Origin of the sequence: Legionella worsleiensis, from assembly GCF_001467535.1 — a bacterium.
GTDB lineage: Bacteria > Pseudomonadota > Gammaproteobacteria > Legionellales > Legionellaceae > Legionella > Legionella worsleiensis.
In genome coordinates this window covers 197,783-215,220 of the sequence record NZ_LNZC01000022.1, presented here as the reverse complement: position 1 = coordinate 215,220, position 17,438 = coordinate 197,783, and the positions used below count along the sequence as shown (strand labels likewise).

Below are 17,438 nucleotides of genomic sequence, written 5' to 3'. Positions count from 1 at the left end.
TATTTTCGTTACTTGATTTATTGACCCAAAATCTGCATTAATTGCGCACCTTATGCACGAGACCCTATTAACCGTCCTCTGCAGGGATATACAAATCCCGATTGCGAGCAACCAAGCTACTTTTTTTAAAAAATCAGTACATGACAATAAACTGTCATGTCTGCACAGGCGACAGTTTTTTTAAAGAGTAAGAGATACTTAAGATGAGTGAGGCGATAAGTTTTTCATACCGTACAAAAATCACTATTGATTTGATTGTTTTTCATAATAAGAGCTATAAATAACCTGTATTACGACTCCGTCTAATACAGGCTACATGGATAAATTAGTCACAAATCTATATGCGTAGCCTGTAATAGATGAAATCGTATTACAGGGTATTCAATCTGGAAACGTTTTTTCATGGCAGGGTGCCTCTAGTGCGTGTATTTTTTTGGTGACTTGATGAGACAGATAAGCTGAACTACCTGTATTACGATTCCGCCTAATACAGGCTACGTGGCTGAAAAATTGTAGTCCAAAGAGGCTGTGTTGCAAATTTCTTTTTTATTGCTTCTTAAGATTGACTTCGGTGCCGTCCGCATCACGTAAAAAAATTGAATCACCAAATATGGTACCTATCACATTCGCTTCCAGTTTAAGATAAGCATGCCTGCATGTTCCGCTATAGATTATATCCAGCTCATCGCCGCATCGTGATCTGGGTTTTAAGTGATAGTTCATGCGAATTGTGGATTTGTATTTTATAAATTCAGCTGTTGCATCCCAGGTGCATTTATAACCCGTGGTGATCCCAGCCCATTTGCCAGAAATATTGTCACAAGGGTCAATATCCTGAGCAACACTAGAAACTACGGGAAAGAGCATCAAGGCGCAAGCCAATGATATGAAAGATAATTTTTGTTGAATCACGCTCATCACTAATCCTTGTAATACGCAAAAAAATACTTTATCCGAAATACGCTAATTGTACAACAAACGATTAAAGGCAGTACATTAAGAAACTACAAAGCAAGCAGAATAAAAGGCTTGCTTTGCAGCAGTATAATCAAACGGCAGGTTTGCCACTTTTTCCACCAGGACAAAAGGTGATTTGATAACTGGTTTTTTTGCTCGTTTCATTACACTGAAATTGAGCTGACTTATCATCAAACTGGTAGGAATATGCGGTGGGACAAGCTTGCTTCAACCACAATATGCGTGGAAAAACCGTACCCAACCATGTGAGATTCTGACCAGTACAATCAGTAACCTGTGGTGTAAAAACAAGACTGCCAATGTCATTCCAGTTATAACAACCACATACTTTATCGTTATTTTGACTCTGTAATGCATAACCAGTGTTCAAAGCATTGGTTGTAGTGGTTTGACAACCATATAAAGCAGCATAAGTTGCTGGAGCACCACCGAAATTACCGTATTGAGTCGACCCGGTTCCGGCGGGCTGTAGCAGGTCGCCCATTCCGTACAAGGTATAAAGATCATAAACCGGATCCCATTGTGAAGGAGCAGTCAGCCCAATATAATCAGCCAAGGTGTAGTAACCTAAGAAGTTACCGCAACGCCTGTAAATTCGGCCATCAACGGGATCAGGCGAAGTCATACCACAATAAGGACCCAAAGGCGACATAGAACAATCGGAATTTTGGGTACAATTCACTCCCGCACTACCCCCGGAAACCCATATATAGTTGGCTGGGCTATCCGGTGGTGTTGATGGCGGTGTAAAAGTCCAGGGGCAAGAGCCAAGAAAGCTGTTTGTTGATTGAATCAATGCTCCAGCTGATTGGCCACAATTAAACGGAAAGGGTATATTATTTACTGGAGTTGGCCCAAGGTTTATTGGAGCCAAGGATCGAACTTGTCCCGGAACATTAAAGCCGTTAATCACCGAGACATCGTAAATTCCATCGTTACCTGCAGTTCCCATATTCAATTCAAATTTGGTTTGAGGCGGTACGGGTTGAACACCAACCTGACAGGTTGCAGTTCCAGGAATTACAGGGCAATTTGCCGTCTCGCATACTCCTGTGGTTGCATCACAACCGGTACGCACATAAATGGCACCATTGAGATATTGATCTACTGATAACACTTTGGTGTAAGGCGAATTGCCACGAACTTGCTGATTGATTTGATAATCAGCAAAGCTACGGGAACCTGCGGGGGTTGGATCTGCACTGGTTCCAGTGCCATTAGAAAATTCATACCAAACTGGAAAGTCGCACTGATTCACAAACATGACCGTATGCCTGGAATTTGTTTGAGTTAAAGCCTGCACCTCTTCACTGGTATGAGCCGAAGCACTTAAAGAGCCACCCAAATACGGCAGAGTCGCACTGACGGTCAAGTCGGCTGTGGTTACAGTAGGCACTACAGAAACAAAAACAGAACAACTTTGTGATTGTGCTAAACTAGCACCAGAACAGGTGTCTGTTCCTTTAGTCAACGTTGCGGTACCGTCTGAAGCCAGAGCCACTTGCCCCAAAGTTTCAGTGGAGGGACAATGGTTAGTAAACTCATATTTCACCACATTGTCGGCGTATATATAGGTTTTATCCGGCAAAGGTAAAACAGCCATTCCGTTGATCTGATGACACCCGGCTCCGTTTTTCACTATAGTTTGAGTGACTAAAGGAACTGAAATACTCGAACCGCCCTGAGTGTAGGTATAAGTAACACCTAACGAGGTTTGTCCGAGACTTACCGGAGAAAAGGTACCCGATACAGTACATTGCCCACCCACAGGTATTGCCGCTGTACATCCTCCTGCCGGATTTGGGGTAAATCCACTGGGAACAACTGCTGTGGCGGTTACAGGTACCGTACCATGATTCACATAAGTAAACTCCACCGGATAAGTAACCCCTGTATAGGTAACTGCGGGAAGAGGTATGTTCACAAACCCCTTAATCGCTCCGGACGTTTCTGCAGAAGTTGAAAACAAAGTAGGAAGAGGAACGACGTTATTGTGATAACGCATGCTTAACCGAGCCGTATTGCGGCCTGGTGAGCTGGGTTGAAATTGTAAATGGACAAGACAACTGCTGTCTGGTTGATTTCTTCCCGCTAATGTCTTGTTGCATCCGTGAGTAATAGCAAAAGAGCCGCCATCAAATGCAGAACTCACATCAAAAGGAACTGGTCGAGGAAGATTATTAGTAAAAGTAAACGTTAGAGAATAACTGTTACCCACAACGGTACTCGGAGGAAAACCTGCGGGACTAACCGACCAACTTACCGGATCAATAGCCGCATCAGCAGATGCTAAAAATAACGATAACACTAAAGCCAAAGCGGCTTTTACAAAATCCATAAAAAAATCTCCGTTTTTCAAAATTCATACATGTAATCAGGATTATGAAAAAGAATCACCCAATACATAAGTTAATCCAACCAGGCCCGTATTGGTCTTAAAGGTACCCAAACTTAAACGCTCACCGCTCCATGTGGTCATGCCATTTTGTGATTGCATCTTGCCAAAAGATTGAAAATCATAACCAATAGACATCAACAACTGTTCTGTCAGGGCAATATCCAAACCTAATCCCAAGTTATAGGACAACTGACCTATGGTGCCTGATCTAAACGCTGGACTAACCCGTGGAGTAATCTCTGAATAAGCCGCCTCACTGTAGTACATTCCACGATTGAGTGCGACCCCTATCCCGGCATCCACATAAGGCATAAAACGCCCCCAGGAAACTACGTTCATTTTAGAATACAAGGACACTACGTTAGAATTAATCCCCCAACGGTATGAATAATTAGTAAACTCAGGCAATGAATACTGAGTAATACTGCCATCTATATTTTTTCTGAAAAGGTGTTGGTATCTCAAAGCCAGGGCATAGACGGGAATCCATTGATTGTCTGTTTTCCAGCGAGAACCTATTTGCAAGCCTATTTGCGTCATCCGATTCAAATCTACTGAATAACTGTCTACATGTTCTGGTGGCGGGTAGTTTGAGCCGTTATTAACTGTCATAAAATCTGGGGAATTAGTAGAAACCAATCCTGCATCAATACCCAGATAGGTCGATCGTTTTTTCTGATGACTTATAGTCTTTGAATTAGAATCTAACAACGGCTTTTCTTGATGAATGATATCAGGATGAATGGTGGATTTTACAACCGAAGCGTGAACCCGAGCTGCTCCAGAGGGTGTTATTGGTGTTTGCATACGACCTACATTGCGAACTTCTTTTGCTGTTTGTAACGGTCCAATAAACACCACATGCATCGCACCTTTGGATTGAATTACAACCGGGTATTTAGTTTGACTACTTATGCGGTTTTTGAACTGATTAGCATTATGGAGCGATTTAAACGAACCTGCCTGAACAGTAAAAGGGCCATTAGTTCCTGAGTGAAAATCTTTTGCCTTATCTAATCCGTAAATCATTAGTGCATTCGCATTGTGTGCGACACACAAAGAGGATGCAATCAACAGATGCGTCCATTTTAAAGCCATAAATCTCATTTATCTTCCTTAATAAAATCAAGAATTTTCATCTCTTTAAAAAAAGAAAAACTATAACAGGGATTCTGATGTTTTGAAATGGCTTGAGGTTGAACTAAAAATGCGGGAATGAACTATGAAGTACGAGAAAGACTCAAGAGGCGCAAAACAAAGACGATTAAAGACATTGCCAGATCAACAAGGGTAGCGCCATAATAAGGTCATACATACCAAAATAAAGTGACTGGATATCATGGATAAGGACTATTGGCACCAAAAATGGCAATCCAAAAGCATTGGCTTTCATCAGGCGCAACCCAATAAACTAATGCAGCGTTACATTTCATCATTACAGCTTGCACCAGGTGCCTGTGTTTTTGTTCCCTTATGCGGAAAAAGCATAGACATGATTTGGCTTGCAGCTCAAGGTTACCAGATTATTGGTAATGAGCTGGATAACAACGCCTGTTCCGATTTCTTTACAGAAAACCAAATACCCGTACAAGTTACGCCCATGAATGATTTTATCGTCTACGAGAGTGCAAATATCCGCATTTTTTGTGGTGATTTCTTTAACATGAACCGCTCTATTCTTGGCAAAATCCATGCGGTTTACGACCGTGCCGCCTTGATTGCCCTGCCCAAAGAGATGCGTATAAAATACTCCGAACAGATAACCCGATTAACAACAGCATCAACACCTATCCTCCTGCTGACAACCGAATACAATCAAGATGAAATGCAAGGCCCGCCTTTTGCCGTAGGTAAAGAAGAAATCATTACCCTGTACGGCACCCATTTTAATGTGCACCAGTTATACTGCAAGTCCTTTACCATACCTGACCATTTGCAAGAGAAAGGACTGACAAAAGCAACAGAGCAGGTTTATTTAATGACCAGACTACAAACAGATTTGTAAGGTAATTCATGCATTGTGAATTAACGCCATCAGGCTGTTGTGTTTGGCGTTTATGAACTAATGATTTTCCTGGTGGGATTTATACCAGCATGGGATGAAAATAAACTCTTTTTCATCCCATAGTGCTTCAGTAATAAAAATATTAGTGTTTATTTTGCCCCGGATTTATGTGCGTTTCCAATGAATGCAAAGAACTCTCTAATTTTTCAATTTTAGGTTTACTTGTTTCAGCATCCTTGAAGAAAAAGCTGCCTCGCTCCTTACGTGCTTCGGTGGTTACCGCAGCGTAAATCCCCAAGGCTATCCCTAAGGTTAGTATGGAACTAAGTATCAACAACATATTTTTAATCAAGGCAGTGGATGTTTTGTCTCTGACCCGTGATTTCGCTGTTGTGCACTCACTCATCGCACTGCGGATTAATTCCTCCATTTTTCTATTTCGTTCCTGTATGTTTTCAATGTTTAAAGCCTCTTTCCAGGGGTTAAGAATAGATTCATTCAGAGCACGAAGTGAATTACGATCGTTTTCACTTGCTGTTGTGCAGTGATTATTGATTTCATAAAGTTGCATAAGCAAAGTGTATTGAAGATTATAGTAAGCTAACTCATTTTTCAGTTCATCGTGCAAAGAGCTTTGGTTAAAACTCTCATCTTGACCCGCCCATTCTAAAAGCCCGTTAATACGAAGAAGCATGAACAATATCGTCTGAGAATTACGTGACAGTCCATCAGCATCTTCTGAGAATATTTGCTGATGGGCAGGCAATAGCAACTCAGCAAAACATTCCGAAAAAAAACCATCAAGCGCTGACCTTGCTGATTGCAAATATCGTTCTTCCCTGAATTCAGCAACCGCATTAGCAATATTCACTCTATTGCTTATTTTTGAATAATTTTTATCCAAAATTTTTTGTACGTTAAAAGCTAGTTTCTGTTCCTTAAAGGCATAGTCAAACCGATTACCGTATCTAAATCTACTAAGGTTAGTGTTATTTTGCAAAAAACCAAACAATTCAGTAGCCCATGGATCCTGTTTAAACATTGAATTATTGATCTCGGCAACTCCTTTTTTGCATAAACTCATAGCTAATAACGCTGGATTACCGGCTAGATACCCACCGAAATAGCGAAGATGCTTTTTGTAATCTAAATTGCTATAATCCAAATCAAGATGTTCCAAACTTGCGAAATCGGGCAATTTCGCAAAGAAGTTTTGCCACCCTTCATCAGATAATTCAAGATCAGGTAATCTTAATTTATTTAACTGAGGCTTGGGATTAATGTTAGTGAATCGAGAAATGAAGTCTTCTGCAAGCGTCTTATCAACATAAATAGTTAAATAATCGATTTGCAATGAAGGAGTTGATAATAATTCGATTGCTTCATTAAGACTTTGTTTCGTTTTGATTTCTGTAATCGTTACAGTAAAACGAGAGAGATCTCCGTTATTGTTCTGAATTAGTGAACGAACACTGTCTAAACTCATCAAAAACCCCTTAGAATAAACAAATTGATCACTATTTTATCACATTAACGGAAAAAAGTAACGTCAAAGGGAATATAATATGTAAAAAAATAAAACAATCTGGTACCATAATCGTACTTTAATAATGATGTATTTTTACACAAGGATCCAACATGAGCTTCACCAAATCAGATATGTACCGCATGTTTTGGAAATTAGGCACAGACTGGTGGAAACAAATTTATGACGGCAAGTATCACTCATTGGGCCCAGATGTGTTTGATCGTGGCCTGCATAAAAACAGAAAAAACCATGCCTGTGCCGAACCCGGTTATTACGCCAGTGTAAAAAAAGCAGCAGAATTTGCCTCAATGGAACTGGGAAAACCGCTAACCAAAGAAATGTACGTCCAAATACACACTCTGGCCTGTGAGCATTTTGCGCATGTGGACAGCAAAGTTATAAACGTTGAAAAAGACGCTATAAATGACTTTAGAGCGACAAACTGCGACTGTTCCTTCAATCTTGTCAAACAAGCCCATCATGCAGAAAGTAAAGATCAAGCGAAAATAAAAAAATACAGTTTTACATTCCTCCATAATCTGCTCTTTACACTATTTTCTGATCATGCGATTAGCGCTGAAACCGGTTTAAAAAAGGATTTGGAGCGAATATCCCCCAGCATCAGAGACGGGGTATGCAAAAAATTGAGCGAAAATGGTTTTTATGCTTCTAAAAAAGTCGATACCAATGCAATTGTGCATAAGGGCTATGCCATCTACGAAAACGCATTCCATTCCATGGAGCGGGTTAATGTGGAACTGGTCAATTTACAGAAGAAACTGCAACTGTCCAAACCCTTTGCAACCCTTAGACTGCATGCATCTGTAGACACGCCATTCATTAGAGTGAATTACACAATGACAAATCCTGTTGAAATTGAAGAAACCCTGGATAAAATTATTGCTCAATATAATACAGTCATTCAATCACTCCCTAAAGACATTCATTTAAGACATGCCACCCATAACGAACAGGCTCTTAGGGCGATTGCCGAATTATTCCAAAACCTGGAATGGTTACACCCCTTTTATGACGGGCAAGGCAGAACCGATCTGGTTCTTTTATCCAAACTGTTGACCGAAAATGGATTCAACCCGCCCATCCTTTATCAACCCTATTTCTCCTCTTTTGAGCCTTTGGATCACTGGGTGAGTTATCTCAAAAAAGGAATGGAAGCATGGAAATCAGAAGTAATAAAAGTGGAGTCATTAGTTGCAATTGACCCACTAAAAACGATAAGTATGCTGTAACGTGCTAATTTACTTTAAGTATTGCCCGATTAATTGCAGAAATACGCTCAGCAAAACCTGTGTTGCTCGGCTTGATATCCTGCATCATGAACGCATAGTCCAATCAACTGGCCATTTGTTGCGCACCCAATAAATTTACTTTACACTATGAAGACTGTACAGGACTGTATCTCCGCTATTTTTAAACGATAAATTTGAAGCCCCATAAATATTTGATGACTGCATTATCCGACTTATATCGTAAAGTAACATCAGTTCCAGAACATGGCTTGATGCTTCGCTCTGTTGCTCCATTGTATTCCTGTTTTGGGGTTAATAATTTCTACTATGTTAGAGTGACATCGTCTGGTCATTATTCGGGATTAAGTTCTCATGACTCTTGGCATGAGTATTTTTGTGCGAATATTGCAACCATTGGTAAAAGCCCTTTTTTAAAACATCCAGACCTGGTTAAACCGGGTATTAACTTATTAAAAAATACAGATGATCCTCTGTTAAAAAAAACCTTACATACGGCCTGGCATGAGTACGGTATCAATTTTACCCTGAATATTATGAAAAAAATTCCTGAGGGAATAGAAGCATTTGGTTGGGGAACAGATTTTAACGATCCAAGAGCTGAAGAGCGTCAATTAAACGATCTTCCTTTATTAAACCAATTCATTCACTATTTTTATGAGCACAATCAAAAATTGATTCGCTTGGCTCATGAGTATCAAGTAGATGTATCTTCTTTTCTGGATACCGAGCTCCACGATACTTATAAAGTTGCTGTAAAAAACAAAAAAAAACTGCTCGAACACCTTGGTTTCTCTGCAGTTTTATCACTAACCTCCCGTGAATTAGAAACTTTAAATTATCTGGCTCATGGTTTTTCCGCAAAATATATAGCCCAGCAGCTCAGGTTGTCGCCAAGAACTGTAGAAGATCACGTTGGTACCATCAAAGCTAAACTAAATTGTCAGACACGCCTGGAACTCATCAGGAGAACACAAGAAATAGCTTCCATACTTTTTGTCATTGATGATGTCATTACGTCTTAATTTTTAATTCTGCAATTTCATCTTTTAACGCCATTACAGCCTGACTTTACTACTGTCAACCGTAGTGTGTCCGGTTGTTTCTCATTCACTTTGCACGGATGATTGAAAAAAATCTGGGAAGAGCAAGGATTAATCAATAAAAATACGCAAGAACTGAGTAAAAAGGCAATTTATACTTTGTAAAATAACATCAATACTTCATTCTTATTTTTTAAATTTAGGAAAATAAATCATGTTAACTTTAAGATATTTTCGTGAAAACCAACATTTGGCACCTGCTTGGGCACTCAGCAAGGTACATGGCGCTACAGGAGTAATCAAACAAGGTCTTATTTGTCGAAGAGATGTTGATAACGAAATAATAACATTCTCTTAGTAACCGTATTGAATGGTTTACCTTAAAAAACAAGGTATTAACTAATAAATTGATAAATTATTGGATTAGCGTGCTCTTTATGGTCATAATATAATCAAATACTAAATTAAAAAGGCAAACAATGGAAATTGAATCTTACCAGGCTCCAAAGCCGAAGTTCAGTGCTTGGCAACAATTTAAATTTATTGCTCTTAGAATAGTATTCCCTCCTGTTTTATTATGGGATCTCTTAAAAACTGGTGCCAATAAATTACTTGGTGCGTTTGTAGGCAGGTTTGTTCTTCCGGCTCAGTATATGTTCACTGATGACGAGTCTAATTATTCCTTATGGAACGATGACACGAGTTGCCCCGTTAAATATAAAATAATCACCCACGATGGAGCTCATTTAGATACTCTGGAATTTCAGCACCCATCACAAAATAACACTGAACCTCATTATCAAAAATACATCATTAATTTTGTTGGTAATTCAATGCGTTATGAAGACATCCTTTATGACATGAAGCAAGATGCTAAAACACTGAACGCTAACGTTGTGGGTTTTAACTTTCGCGGTGTTGGTCAAAGTAAAGTCTACGCCACATCCAAAGATGATCTGGTTACGGATGGTATAGCCCAGGTTCAACGATTATTAGACAAAGGAGTCTCGCCCCAAAATATCACCTTAAAGGGTCTCTCTCTTGGAGCAGGAATTGCGAGTTTAGTAGCACATCATTTCCATCAAACTGGCCAACCTGTTAACCTGTTTAATGACCGCTCTTTCTCAAGCATCACTGACTTTGTAGTGGGTATTATTCGATTAGAACGTGATGAATACGGTGACGCACCAGGCCATAAAGACAGTCAAAAAGGAATCATTCTGGGATGGCTTGCTTAGCCATTCATTAAATTTGGCGTTGCTTTGGTTAATTGGGAAATAAATGCGGGCAAAGCTTTTAAAAGTATTCCCCAAGCATATAGAGACTACGTAGTGGTCCGAAGTGAAAAAAACAACAGAAAAAACCGTATTGATGATGGTGTGATTCCTCATTTTTCATCCATACATAAAGCACTTAAAGAAGAGCGGCGTAAGCAAAAAGCAGCAATAGATAAAGACATTGAAAAGCTACAAAAATCCCCTCAAAGTTCCGAGTCGGAACGGGCGAAAGCCAAAGAAGAGTTAGAAAACACCAAATTAAAAATCAAAGGACGCAGAAAAGTGACAACCGACTGCGAATCTGATGATGGACATACCGAAAGACCGGGATTTTTACGAAACCGATTTCAAGAAAACGGCAATCAACTTTTTAGAGAGTTTGTTACAAGAGCTGAAGAGGATCATGCAGTTAAAAATTCAACCATCCCTAAATTAAATTAAATGATACCATTTCGCTGATCATTATGCTCTGATAGGAACAACTGCTTCTAAATGTTTTGTGCCATCAAAATATAAACTAAAGCAGAATAAAGATCGTCCTCATGACTCTTAGAATTCTATGAGTTGGGAGCAAACATGACAATAAGATGTTCACTACACCGCACATGCCAGACTCCATGCTTAATAATTTTTTAATCCACCTCGCTTACAAAAACCGAGTGAGCTGCTGTGTGGAGATTTAACATTTCATTCCAGAGCAATTCGATGCTCGAATGTGAGACGGGGATGTGAATGACCCTACTGGATAGAAAACCAGCACGACCACATGAGTTTATAAATGAAAATAATCCATCAAAATATCCTTTACTGTTCAAAAAGCCTATAGGTTTTATAAACTCTCCAATTTTTATAGCATTCCATGTTTCAATTGCTTCTTCCAAAGTTCCAAGACCCCCAGGCATCACAACAAACATATCAGAAATTTTTTGCATCATAGCCTTACGTTGCTGCATGGATTCTACAACATGTAATTCGTCTAATATGTCCAAGGGCTTTTCTTGTTCGATAAGATGCTTCGTGATTATTCCTACGACTCGTCCACCGTATTCTTTTACCGTATTGGCAAGAAGCCCCATCATCCCGAAACTTGAACCCCCATAAACCAAAGTAAAACCACAAGCGGCTATTTTTTTACCCAATAAAATTGCCGCCTCACGATATTCAGGCTCATTCCCCAATTGAGCACCCAGATAAACACAAACAGTTTTCATAGTATTCCCGCCAGTACACATGATGCTATGGTACGTGAAAGACTAAATTCCTGCATTAGTAATCGTAGCCTGGATGAAACAAAGTGAAATCCAGGAATCCATGAGCGAAGCAAATTCATACAAGCAGGTATTTATTCAAATTAACCGAAAATCAACACTCATTCTGCTCGCAAAAGATTCTGAAATAATTAGCAGCAAGCTTATAAAAAAACTTCTCGTTTGCTATTATAGCCTCCAATTATTCAGAGTTGCACCAGAGTTTTAAATGAAAAAAATAATATTAACTGGCGACAGACCCACGGGTAAATTGCACCTGGGCCATTATGTCGGTTCTTTAGCAAATAGAATCAGACTTCAAGATGAATACGAACAGTATATTATGATTGCTGATATTCAAGCCCTAACTGATAATTTTGAAAATCCGACCAAAATAATAGACAATCTTTATGAGGTGGCTTTAGATTACTTATCCATTGGTATTGAACCTCAAAAAAGCACCATATTCATCCAATCGCATATTCCTGAGCTTGCGGAGCTTACAGTTTATTATTTGAACCTGGTTACTTTAGGACGACTTGAAAGAAACCCAACGGTAAAAACCGAAATACACCAAAAAGGATATGATTCGTCCATACCTGCTGGTTTTTTCTGTTATCCAGTGAGCCAGGCAGCAGATATTACCGCATTCAAAGCAGAGGCTGTTCCTGTAGGCGAAGATCAGGTTCCTATGATTGAACAGACCAATGAAATCGTACGACGTTTTAACAGAATTTATAATACCAATTGCTTAAAAGAGGCAAAACCTGTTTTAAGTAAAACACCTCGTCTTATTGGCATTGATGGTCAATCTAAAGCAAGCAAATCTTTGGGTAATGCGATTTTTCTTTCTGACACACCCGAAGAAATAAAACGTAAAGTATTTTTAATGTTCACTGACCCAACTCATTTAAAAATAAGTGACCCGGGTAAAGTTGAAGGCAATGTTGTATTTAATTATCTTGATGCGTTCCACCCGGACCCAGAGGAAGTCGCTTCACTAAAGGCACAATATAGAAATGGAGGGCTTGGGGATTCCACAATTAAAAACCTATTAAATAACTCGTTACAGACAATGCTCGAACCAATAAGAGATAAAAGAAACACGTTTACACGTGATGAGGTCATGGATATTTTAATTTCTGGAACAGCCAGAGCAAAAAAAATAGCCGAAAATACACTGGAAGAAGTTAGGGATGCTATTGGATTACGTTATTTTAACTAGAATTGGTTTTGCTGTGAGCCGGTAATCCCTATCTCAAGACAATTTAAATGTAGCCTGGATGAAACAACGTGAAATCCAGGAACTAATGAGCGCAGCGAATTCATTACAACAAGCATCTATTGGCTATCCACATCGGGTGAACAAAAATAGAACAAATCTTGATAAATTGTAAATCGAACATTGTAAACTAAGTTTACAGAAACCATGTCTTTGTAAAGCATACAAAAAAATTTACATCTTTTGCGCTACCCAAATTGTAGCCTCACCACATTCAGGGTCACGTACTTTATGAATTAATACTTTAAAAGAAAAGCTTTCGAGAAGACGGTTATATTCCTTTGTTGCCAACGATGCATGATAAAGTTGATGCCCCCCATTATCACTCCAGACTTCGCCTTCCTCGTCTCCAGAAGTAAAAGCAAGTACGCCACCGGGCTTGATGTGTGAGGAAAATATTTTGAACATGTTACGTTGGCTGTCATGGTCAAGATGAAAAAAACTATGCCACGCTAATATGGCATCGAATTGTTGATGTAAATTGATATTACGCATATCAGAACGTATCCAACGTTCACTTGGAAAACGCTTTTTACACCGCTCAATCATTTTTTGACTACCGTCTATGCCAGTAACTTTAAATCCCTTTTCAATAAAGAACTGTGCAATCGGCTCCCCAGTTCCACAACCTAAATCTAAAATATTGCCTTTAGGAGGAATTGTATTCACAATTAAATGAAGATATTCAGACTCCATGAGACTTTTATTGCGAGCATCATCAAACCAATTGATGATTTCATCGTATACTTCATAAACTTTGGTTTTATTCATCTTGCTCATTAATGATTACCGCTGATTCTGAAACTTAAGATAGGTAAGAATAGCTGAATTTATTAAATAATAATAATCGGTTCTTTTATGCAAATATACAAAGAACTAAAACATACCTACACCGCTATAAAATCAAAGACCAAATACATTATTAAAGCATCCAGAACCAGATGCAGTTATGATATGAGCAATACACCAGAGCCTTAAAAGTCTATCCATTTTTCGAATACGATGACGCTCTTTTGCTGAACCACGCATTGTTCGGTCTAACCGGGTTAATGACAGTTTTTTTCCATGAAGAAGAGACTGGACTGCGTTAACTAACGCTTTTATGCGTTTAATATGAATATGAGAAAGTGCTTTAGAGAGTATTCCGTGTAATAATTCTTGGATGTGCATAAGACCTCTGGGTTATTTGTTCTCAACAAACAAATTGGATCATATTGTCTTATGCACTTATTGTCACCAGATAGTCAAATGGGTTGGTGCCGGCAAGCTCGCTGGCATAAATAATGCCGGTTAACACACCACTGACCTCAGCAACGTATTCGATTTTGCAGAATAACCAGGTGTTGCCCCACGTATAGGTATTTTTAACCCTCTCTCCATATAAAAGAGAGAGAATATAAAAAGTTATGAAATAAAGCCAATAATAGAATCCTCAAAGGAGTAGGCAACTGCTCTTGGAGTTGTTATCACGTTGTTCCTGGTCATGAACAGGAAAAGACACATCGGGCTTTGTAGTTTTAATAAAAGCTAAATCATCAAAATGATGAGGAAGGCCATGTTTTCCCTGGCTGTTGATTGAATAAGCATCATTGCCAAAAAGAACTTTAATTTTACCCTCAAAACCCATGCGCAGTAAATATTCTGAGTAATTTGTGGTAATATCCATCAAATCTTCACCGCTATCAATACAATTTTTGTCATCTGCAGGTGTTGCAATGATGATAGATACTTTCGATAAATCGGTTTCACCAGCGATTTGCGATGCAATCCACTCAGCATATCTCGGTCCAGTAGAGGTTGCATGGTATATTATCGCTTTCTCAACGCCATCATAATTGGTGAACGAAAAAATATATACGCTGCCTTTCATTAAACAAGATGCCGTCAAGCTAACATTATATTCACTCTGTCTGTCTACGATCAAACCCCTGATACAATGAGCTCCACTTTGGAATATATGGATGTTTTTATTCTCATCAGGATATTCGTAAATAAGCTCTAATGGCGGCTTTTGCAAAGTGTTGCTCTTATAAAATCCAGATTCATACACTGATTTTCTCCCTGTCAAAATACAGCACTTCATGTGATAGATTTTATAACACAAGGGCTAAACCGGCACAATATGAATGAAATACGATACACTGATGCCAGGTGAACTTAAAGACAAAAATATGGAACTGCATTATTGCCAAGTTAAAGGATTACCTACCCCGGCCAAACAGAGTGGCAAGCCCTGGAATACAACAGTAGCAATCGTCATTAAGAGATACTTTTCTGGCTATAGGAATTTTTGTATTTCGTAAGACATCTACAGGCAATCTCGCTTTAGAAAAAAATTTTTCGTCGGTATAGATATTTATTAAGAAATCCTTATCGTTGCGATCTTCGATTTTTATTTTGATCTAAAAAAGACCAAAAACCGCAGCAGCGTATCCAGTGCTCATAGTTGAGAACAACCCTAAAAGATGTGTTTTATTTCTCTTTTATATCAATGACCCGCTTTGCACGTTTTGCAAAGCAAGGTCAAAAGAAAAAGGGATAAATGGTTAAAGGGTTAAAGCCCGAGAACACCGAGCACCAATCCGAACGCCCTTATTGCTGGTGCTGCGAAAGCTGCCACCACCGCCACCTATGCGCTGGTACCACGCAGTGTTCAGTGGATTGAACGAGTTCCCGGTAGAACTCCAGTAGAAGCCCCCATTTACCAGCCCAAGAGTAGCGCCTGGAATCAATAGATTTTCAAAGAGTTGCTGTTGAATATTGGTACTCCCGGAAGTACAGATAGCGCCATATGGACCCCACTCACAAATGGCTGGCAAATACCAATTGGTGTAACAGGTATCAGGGGCGGTGCAGGATGCAGTCCCTGCTGCATTAACAGACAACAAACTGCATAATCCTGCAGCGTAATTAACTAAAGGTACGGGGGATGCGCCGTTGTAAGGCGGGCTGCTGAAATTTGTAGTTAATGCGCTGACGATGGCTGCACTATTGGCACTGCCATTATTCGCACCTTGAGGGTTGGTTTCGTATAAAGCAGAACCAATATTTGTTCCAGATCCACCCCAATTAGGAGTTCCTAAAGTAACCGATGTTGGTCCTGGATAAGTATCCCCGACTGCTGCCGTCTTTCCACCGATACTGCCTGTATTTGTAGTTGTATCATCTATGGAATAAATGAAGCCACCTTGATAAATGCAACCATAACTCAGGACATAGACATTTACTGACGCAGACAATCCGCCATCTGCAGTCACACTGATACTTCCTTCGGGCCGCACTCCTGTAGTGCACAGAGCACTGCTTGCATTAGCACTTGCTATGGCACCAGGGGTGACAGTAATCACACATTGTCCGCCATTAGCAGCAATAGTAGCGCAACTGGAGGGCGACACGGAGGCATCAGAGGGCAACCCAGAAGAGCTAACTAATACATTAGTGGCATCACCAGAACCGGTGTTGGTTATCGTAATTTGGCGTGGATTTCCGGTTAATGCGTTATTTTTTTGTGCACAATCAGGAGACATTGATGCGGCAGGGCAATTCACCGAAAGCCCTAGCGTGGACACGCTTGGTGTCAGTGTCACTGTACCGAAGGTCACATTAACCGTGTGATTGGCGGTGATATTGGTCAGTTGATAGGTGGTGCCACCCTGTTGAGCCGGAGTACCGTCAACCAGCCACTGACTCACTCCAAAATTAGTATCGGGTGTTGCAGTAAAGATTAGTGAGGTTCCGGAGTTCACCGTTTGAGAACCGCTGGGGCTAACCGATCCATTGCTGCCCGCAGAAGAGATAATCGTATACTGTTGCACGGGAGGTGTTTGCGTCAGGCGAATGGCCAGACTATTCGCCTGACTTGGTTGATAGCATTGACTGGAATTGTTCTGGTCGCAAAGTATAGGGCCTCCAAACACATCGCCCTTTAAACCACTGCCAGCCACGGTCAGGGTCAAGGTACACGATTGATGATATCCTAAGGATGACGTGCACCCTGAAGATGTAATACCCTGAATAGGCCTAATCGTTAGTGTATGGGATTTATGCGATTGATTGGTGACCGTGTATTTGACGGTTGCTATCCCTGAAGAACTCACACTCACCGAAGGCGGGTATTCTGATACGGGTGCAAAAGTCCATACAGATGCCCCCGCCCAGGCCGTATTCATTAACACCAATCCGCCAGTCATCGTAATCAGTGAATTTCTTAAACGACGTGCATTCATTCTTTATGTCCTTATGCAATATAGATGAGGTAAAATAATACCCCATGGGTGTAGAGGTGATTGAGTAGCACACTTAGTTGGGCAGGCCTTGCCCTTCGCTGGGGGTATTGCCAGGAAGCAAAAAGCAAACCCTGATCTTAAGCTTTCTCTTAGACCTGGCACTTCCAAAATACAGGAAATACTAAT

General features: G+C 40.0%; 16 protein-coding genes. 7 read left to right on the top strand and 9 right to left on the bottom strand.

Annotated elements, in window-relative coordinates; genetic code table 11:
* Positions 1-546: 546 nt before the first annotated feature.
* The 3 genes from Lwor_RS09520 to Lwor_RS09510 form a co-directional block, all read right to left on the bottom strand.
* Positions 547-918 (bottom strand): hypothetical protein, encoded by a 372-nt coding sequence (locus Lwor_RS09520; RefSeq protein ID WP_058493654.1) that lies wholly within the window; start codon positions 916-918, stop codon positions 547-549.
* Positions 919-1,048: 130 nt separating this feature from the next.
* Positions 1,049-3,316 (bottom strand): thaumatin family protein, encoded by a 2,268-nt coding sequence (locus Lwor_RS09515; RefSeq protein WP_058493653.1) that lies wholly within the window; start codon positions 3,314-3,316, stop codon positions 1,049-1,051.
* Between the two features lie 42 nt (positions 3,317-3,358).
* Positions 3,359-4,483: an SPOR domain-containing protein gene (locus Lwor_RS09510; RefSeq protein ID WP_058493652.1), complete on the bottom strand. Its 1,125-nt coding sequence runs from the start codon at positions 4,481-4,483 to the stop codon at positions 3,359-3,361.
* Between the two features lie 232 nt (positions 4,484-4,715).
* Here Lwor_RS09510 and tmpT point away from each other — a divergent pair, with 232 nt between their 5' ends.
* On the top strand, positions 4,716-5,381 hold the full coding sequence (tmpT, locus tag Lwor_RS09505; RefSeq protein ID WP_058493651.1) for a thiopurine S-methyltransferase: 666 nt from the start codon (positions 4,716-4,718) through the stop codon (positions 5,379-5,381).
* A gap of 142 nt (positions 5,382-5,523) precedes the next feature.
* Here tmpT and Lwor_RS09500 read toward each other — a convergent pair whose 3' ends face one another.
* Positions 5,524-6,867, bottom strand: coding sequence for a hypothetical protein (locus tag Lwor_RS09500; RefSeq protein ID WP_058493650.1), 1,344 nt, complete (start codon positions 6,865-6,867; stop codon positions 5,524-5,526).
* Between the two features lie 152 nt (positions 6,868-7,019).
* On the opposite strand from Lwor_RS09500, the gene Lwor_RS09495 reads away from it, so the two are divergent.
* From Lwor_RS09495 to Lwor_RS14215, 5 genes are all read left to right on the top strand, one after another.
* Positions 7,020-8,159, top strand: a complete 1,140-nt coding sequence (locus tag Lwor_RS09495; protein ID WP_058493649.1) for a Fic family protein — start codon at positions 7,020-7,022, stop codon at positions 8,157-8,159.
* Positions 8,160-8,374: 215 nt separating this feature from the next.
* The gene (locus tag Lwor_RS09490; protein WP_058493648.1) at positions 8,375-9,202 is read left to right on the top strand and encodes a response regulator transcription factor; all 828 of its coding nucleotides are present in this window, start codon (positions 8,375-8,377) and stop codon (positions 9,200-9,202) included.
* A 232-nt stretch (positions 9,203-9,434) separates the two neighbouring features.
* Positions 9,435-9,578, top strand: coding sequence for a hypothetical protein (locus Lwor_RS13785; RefSeq protein WP_157063141.1), 144 nt, complete (start codon positions 9,435-9,437; stop codon positions 9,576-9,578).
* A 121-nt stretch (positions 9,579-9,699) separates the two neighbouring features.
* Positions 9,700-10,458 carry an alpha/beta hydrolase family protein gene (locus Lwor_RS14220; protein WP_274519231.1) on the top strand — a complete coding sequence of 253 codons (759 nt, stop codon included), beginning with the start codon at positions 9,700-9,702 and terminating at the stop codon, positions 10,456-10,458.
* A gap of 93 nt (positions 10,459-10,551) precedes the next feature.
* Positions 10,552-10,938 (top strand): hypothetical protein, encoded by a 387-nt coding sequence (locus tag Lwor_RS14215; RefSeq protein WP_274519230.1) that lies wholly within the window; start codon positions 10,552-10,554, stop codon positions 10,936-10,938.
* Positions 10,939-11,129: 191 nt separating this feature from the next.
* Here Lwor_RS14215 and Lwor_RS09480 read toward each other — a convergent pair whose 3' ends face one another.
* Positions 11,130-11,708 carry an LOG family protein gene (locus tag Lwor_RS09480; protein WP_083501610.1) on the bottom strand — a complete coding sequence of 193 codons (579 nt, stop codon included), beginning with the start codon at positions 11,706-11,708 and terminating at the stop codon, positions 11,130-11,132.
* Between the two features lie 265 nt (positions 11,709-11,973).
* Here Lwor_RS09480 and trpS point away from each other — a divergent pair, with 265 nt between their 5' ends.
* Positions 11,974-12,969: a tryptophan--tRNA ligase gene (gene trpS, locus Lwor_RS09470; protein ID WP_058493645.1), complete on the top strand. Its 996-nt coding sequence runs from the start codon at positions 11,974-11,976 to the stop codon at positions 12,967-12,969.
* 231 nt (positions 12,970-13,200) lie between these two features.
* On the opposite strand, the gene Lwor_RS09465 is transcribed toward trpS, so the two are convergent.
* From Lwor_RS09465 to Lwor_RS09450, 4 genes are all read right to left on the bottom strand, one after another.
* Positions 13,201-13,806, bottom strand: coding sequence for a class I SAM-dependent DNA methyltransferase (locus Lwor_RS09465; protein WP_058493644.1), 606 nt, complete (start codon positions 13,804-13,806; stop codon positions 13,201-13,203).
* Between the two features lie 123 nt (positions 13,807-13,929).
* The gene (locus Lwor_RS09460) at positions 13,930-14,196 is read right to left on the bottom strand and encodes a hypothetical protein (protein WP_058493643.1); all 267 of its coding nucleotides are present in this window, start codon (positions 14,194-14,196) and stop codon (positions 13,930-13,932) included.
* Positions 14,197-14,458: 262 nt separating this feature from the next.
* Entirely contained in the window at positions 14,459-15,076 is a 618-nt protein-coding gene (locus Lwor_RS09455; protein WP_058493642.1) for a hypothetical protein, read from the bottom strand.
* A gap of 496 nt (positions 15,077-15,572) precedes the next feature.
* Positions 15,573-17,252, bottom strand: coding sequence for an InlB B-repeat-containing protein (locus Lwor_RS09450; RefSeq protein WP_058493641.1), 1,680 nt, complete (start codon positions 17,250-17,252; stop codon positions 15,573-15,575).
* Positions 17,253-17,438: the final 186 nt, after the last annotated feature.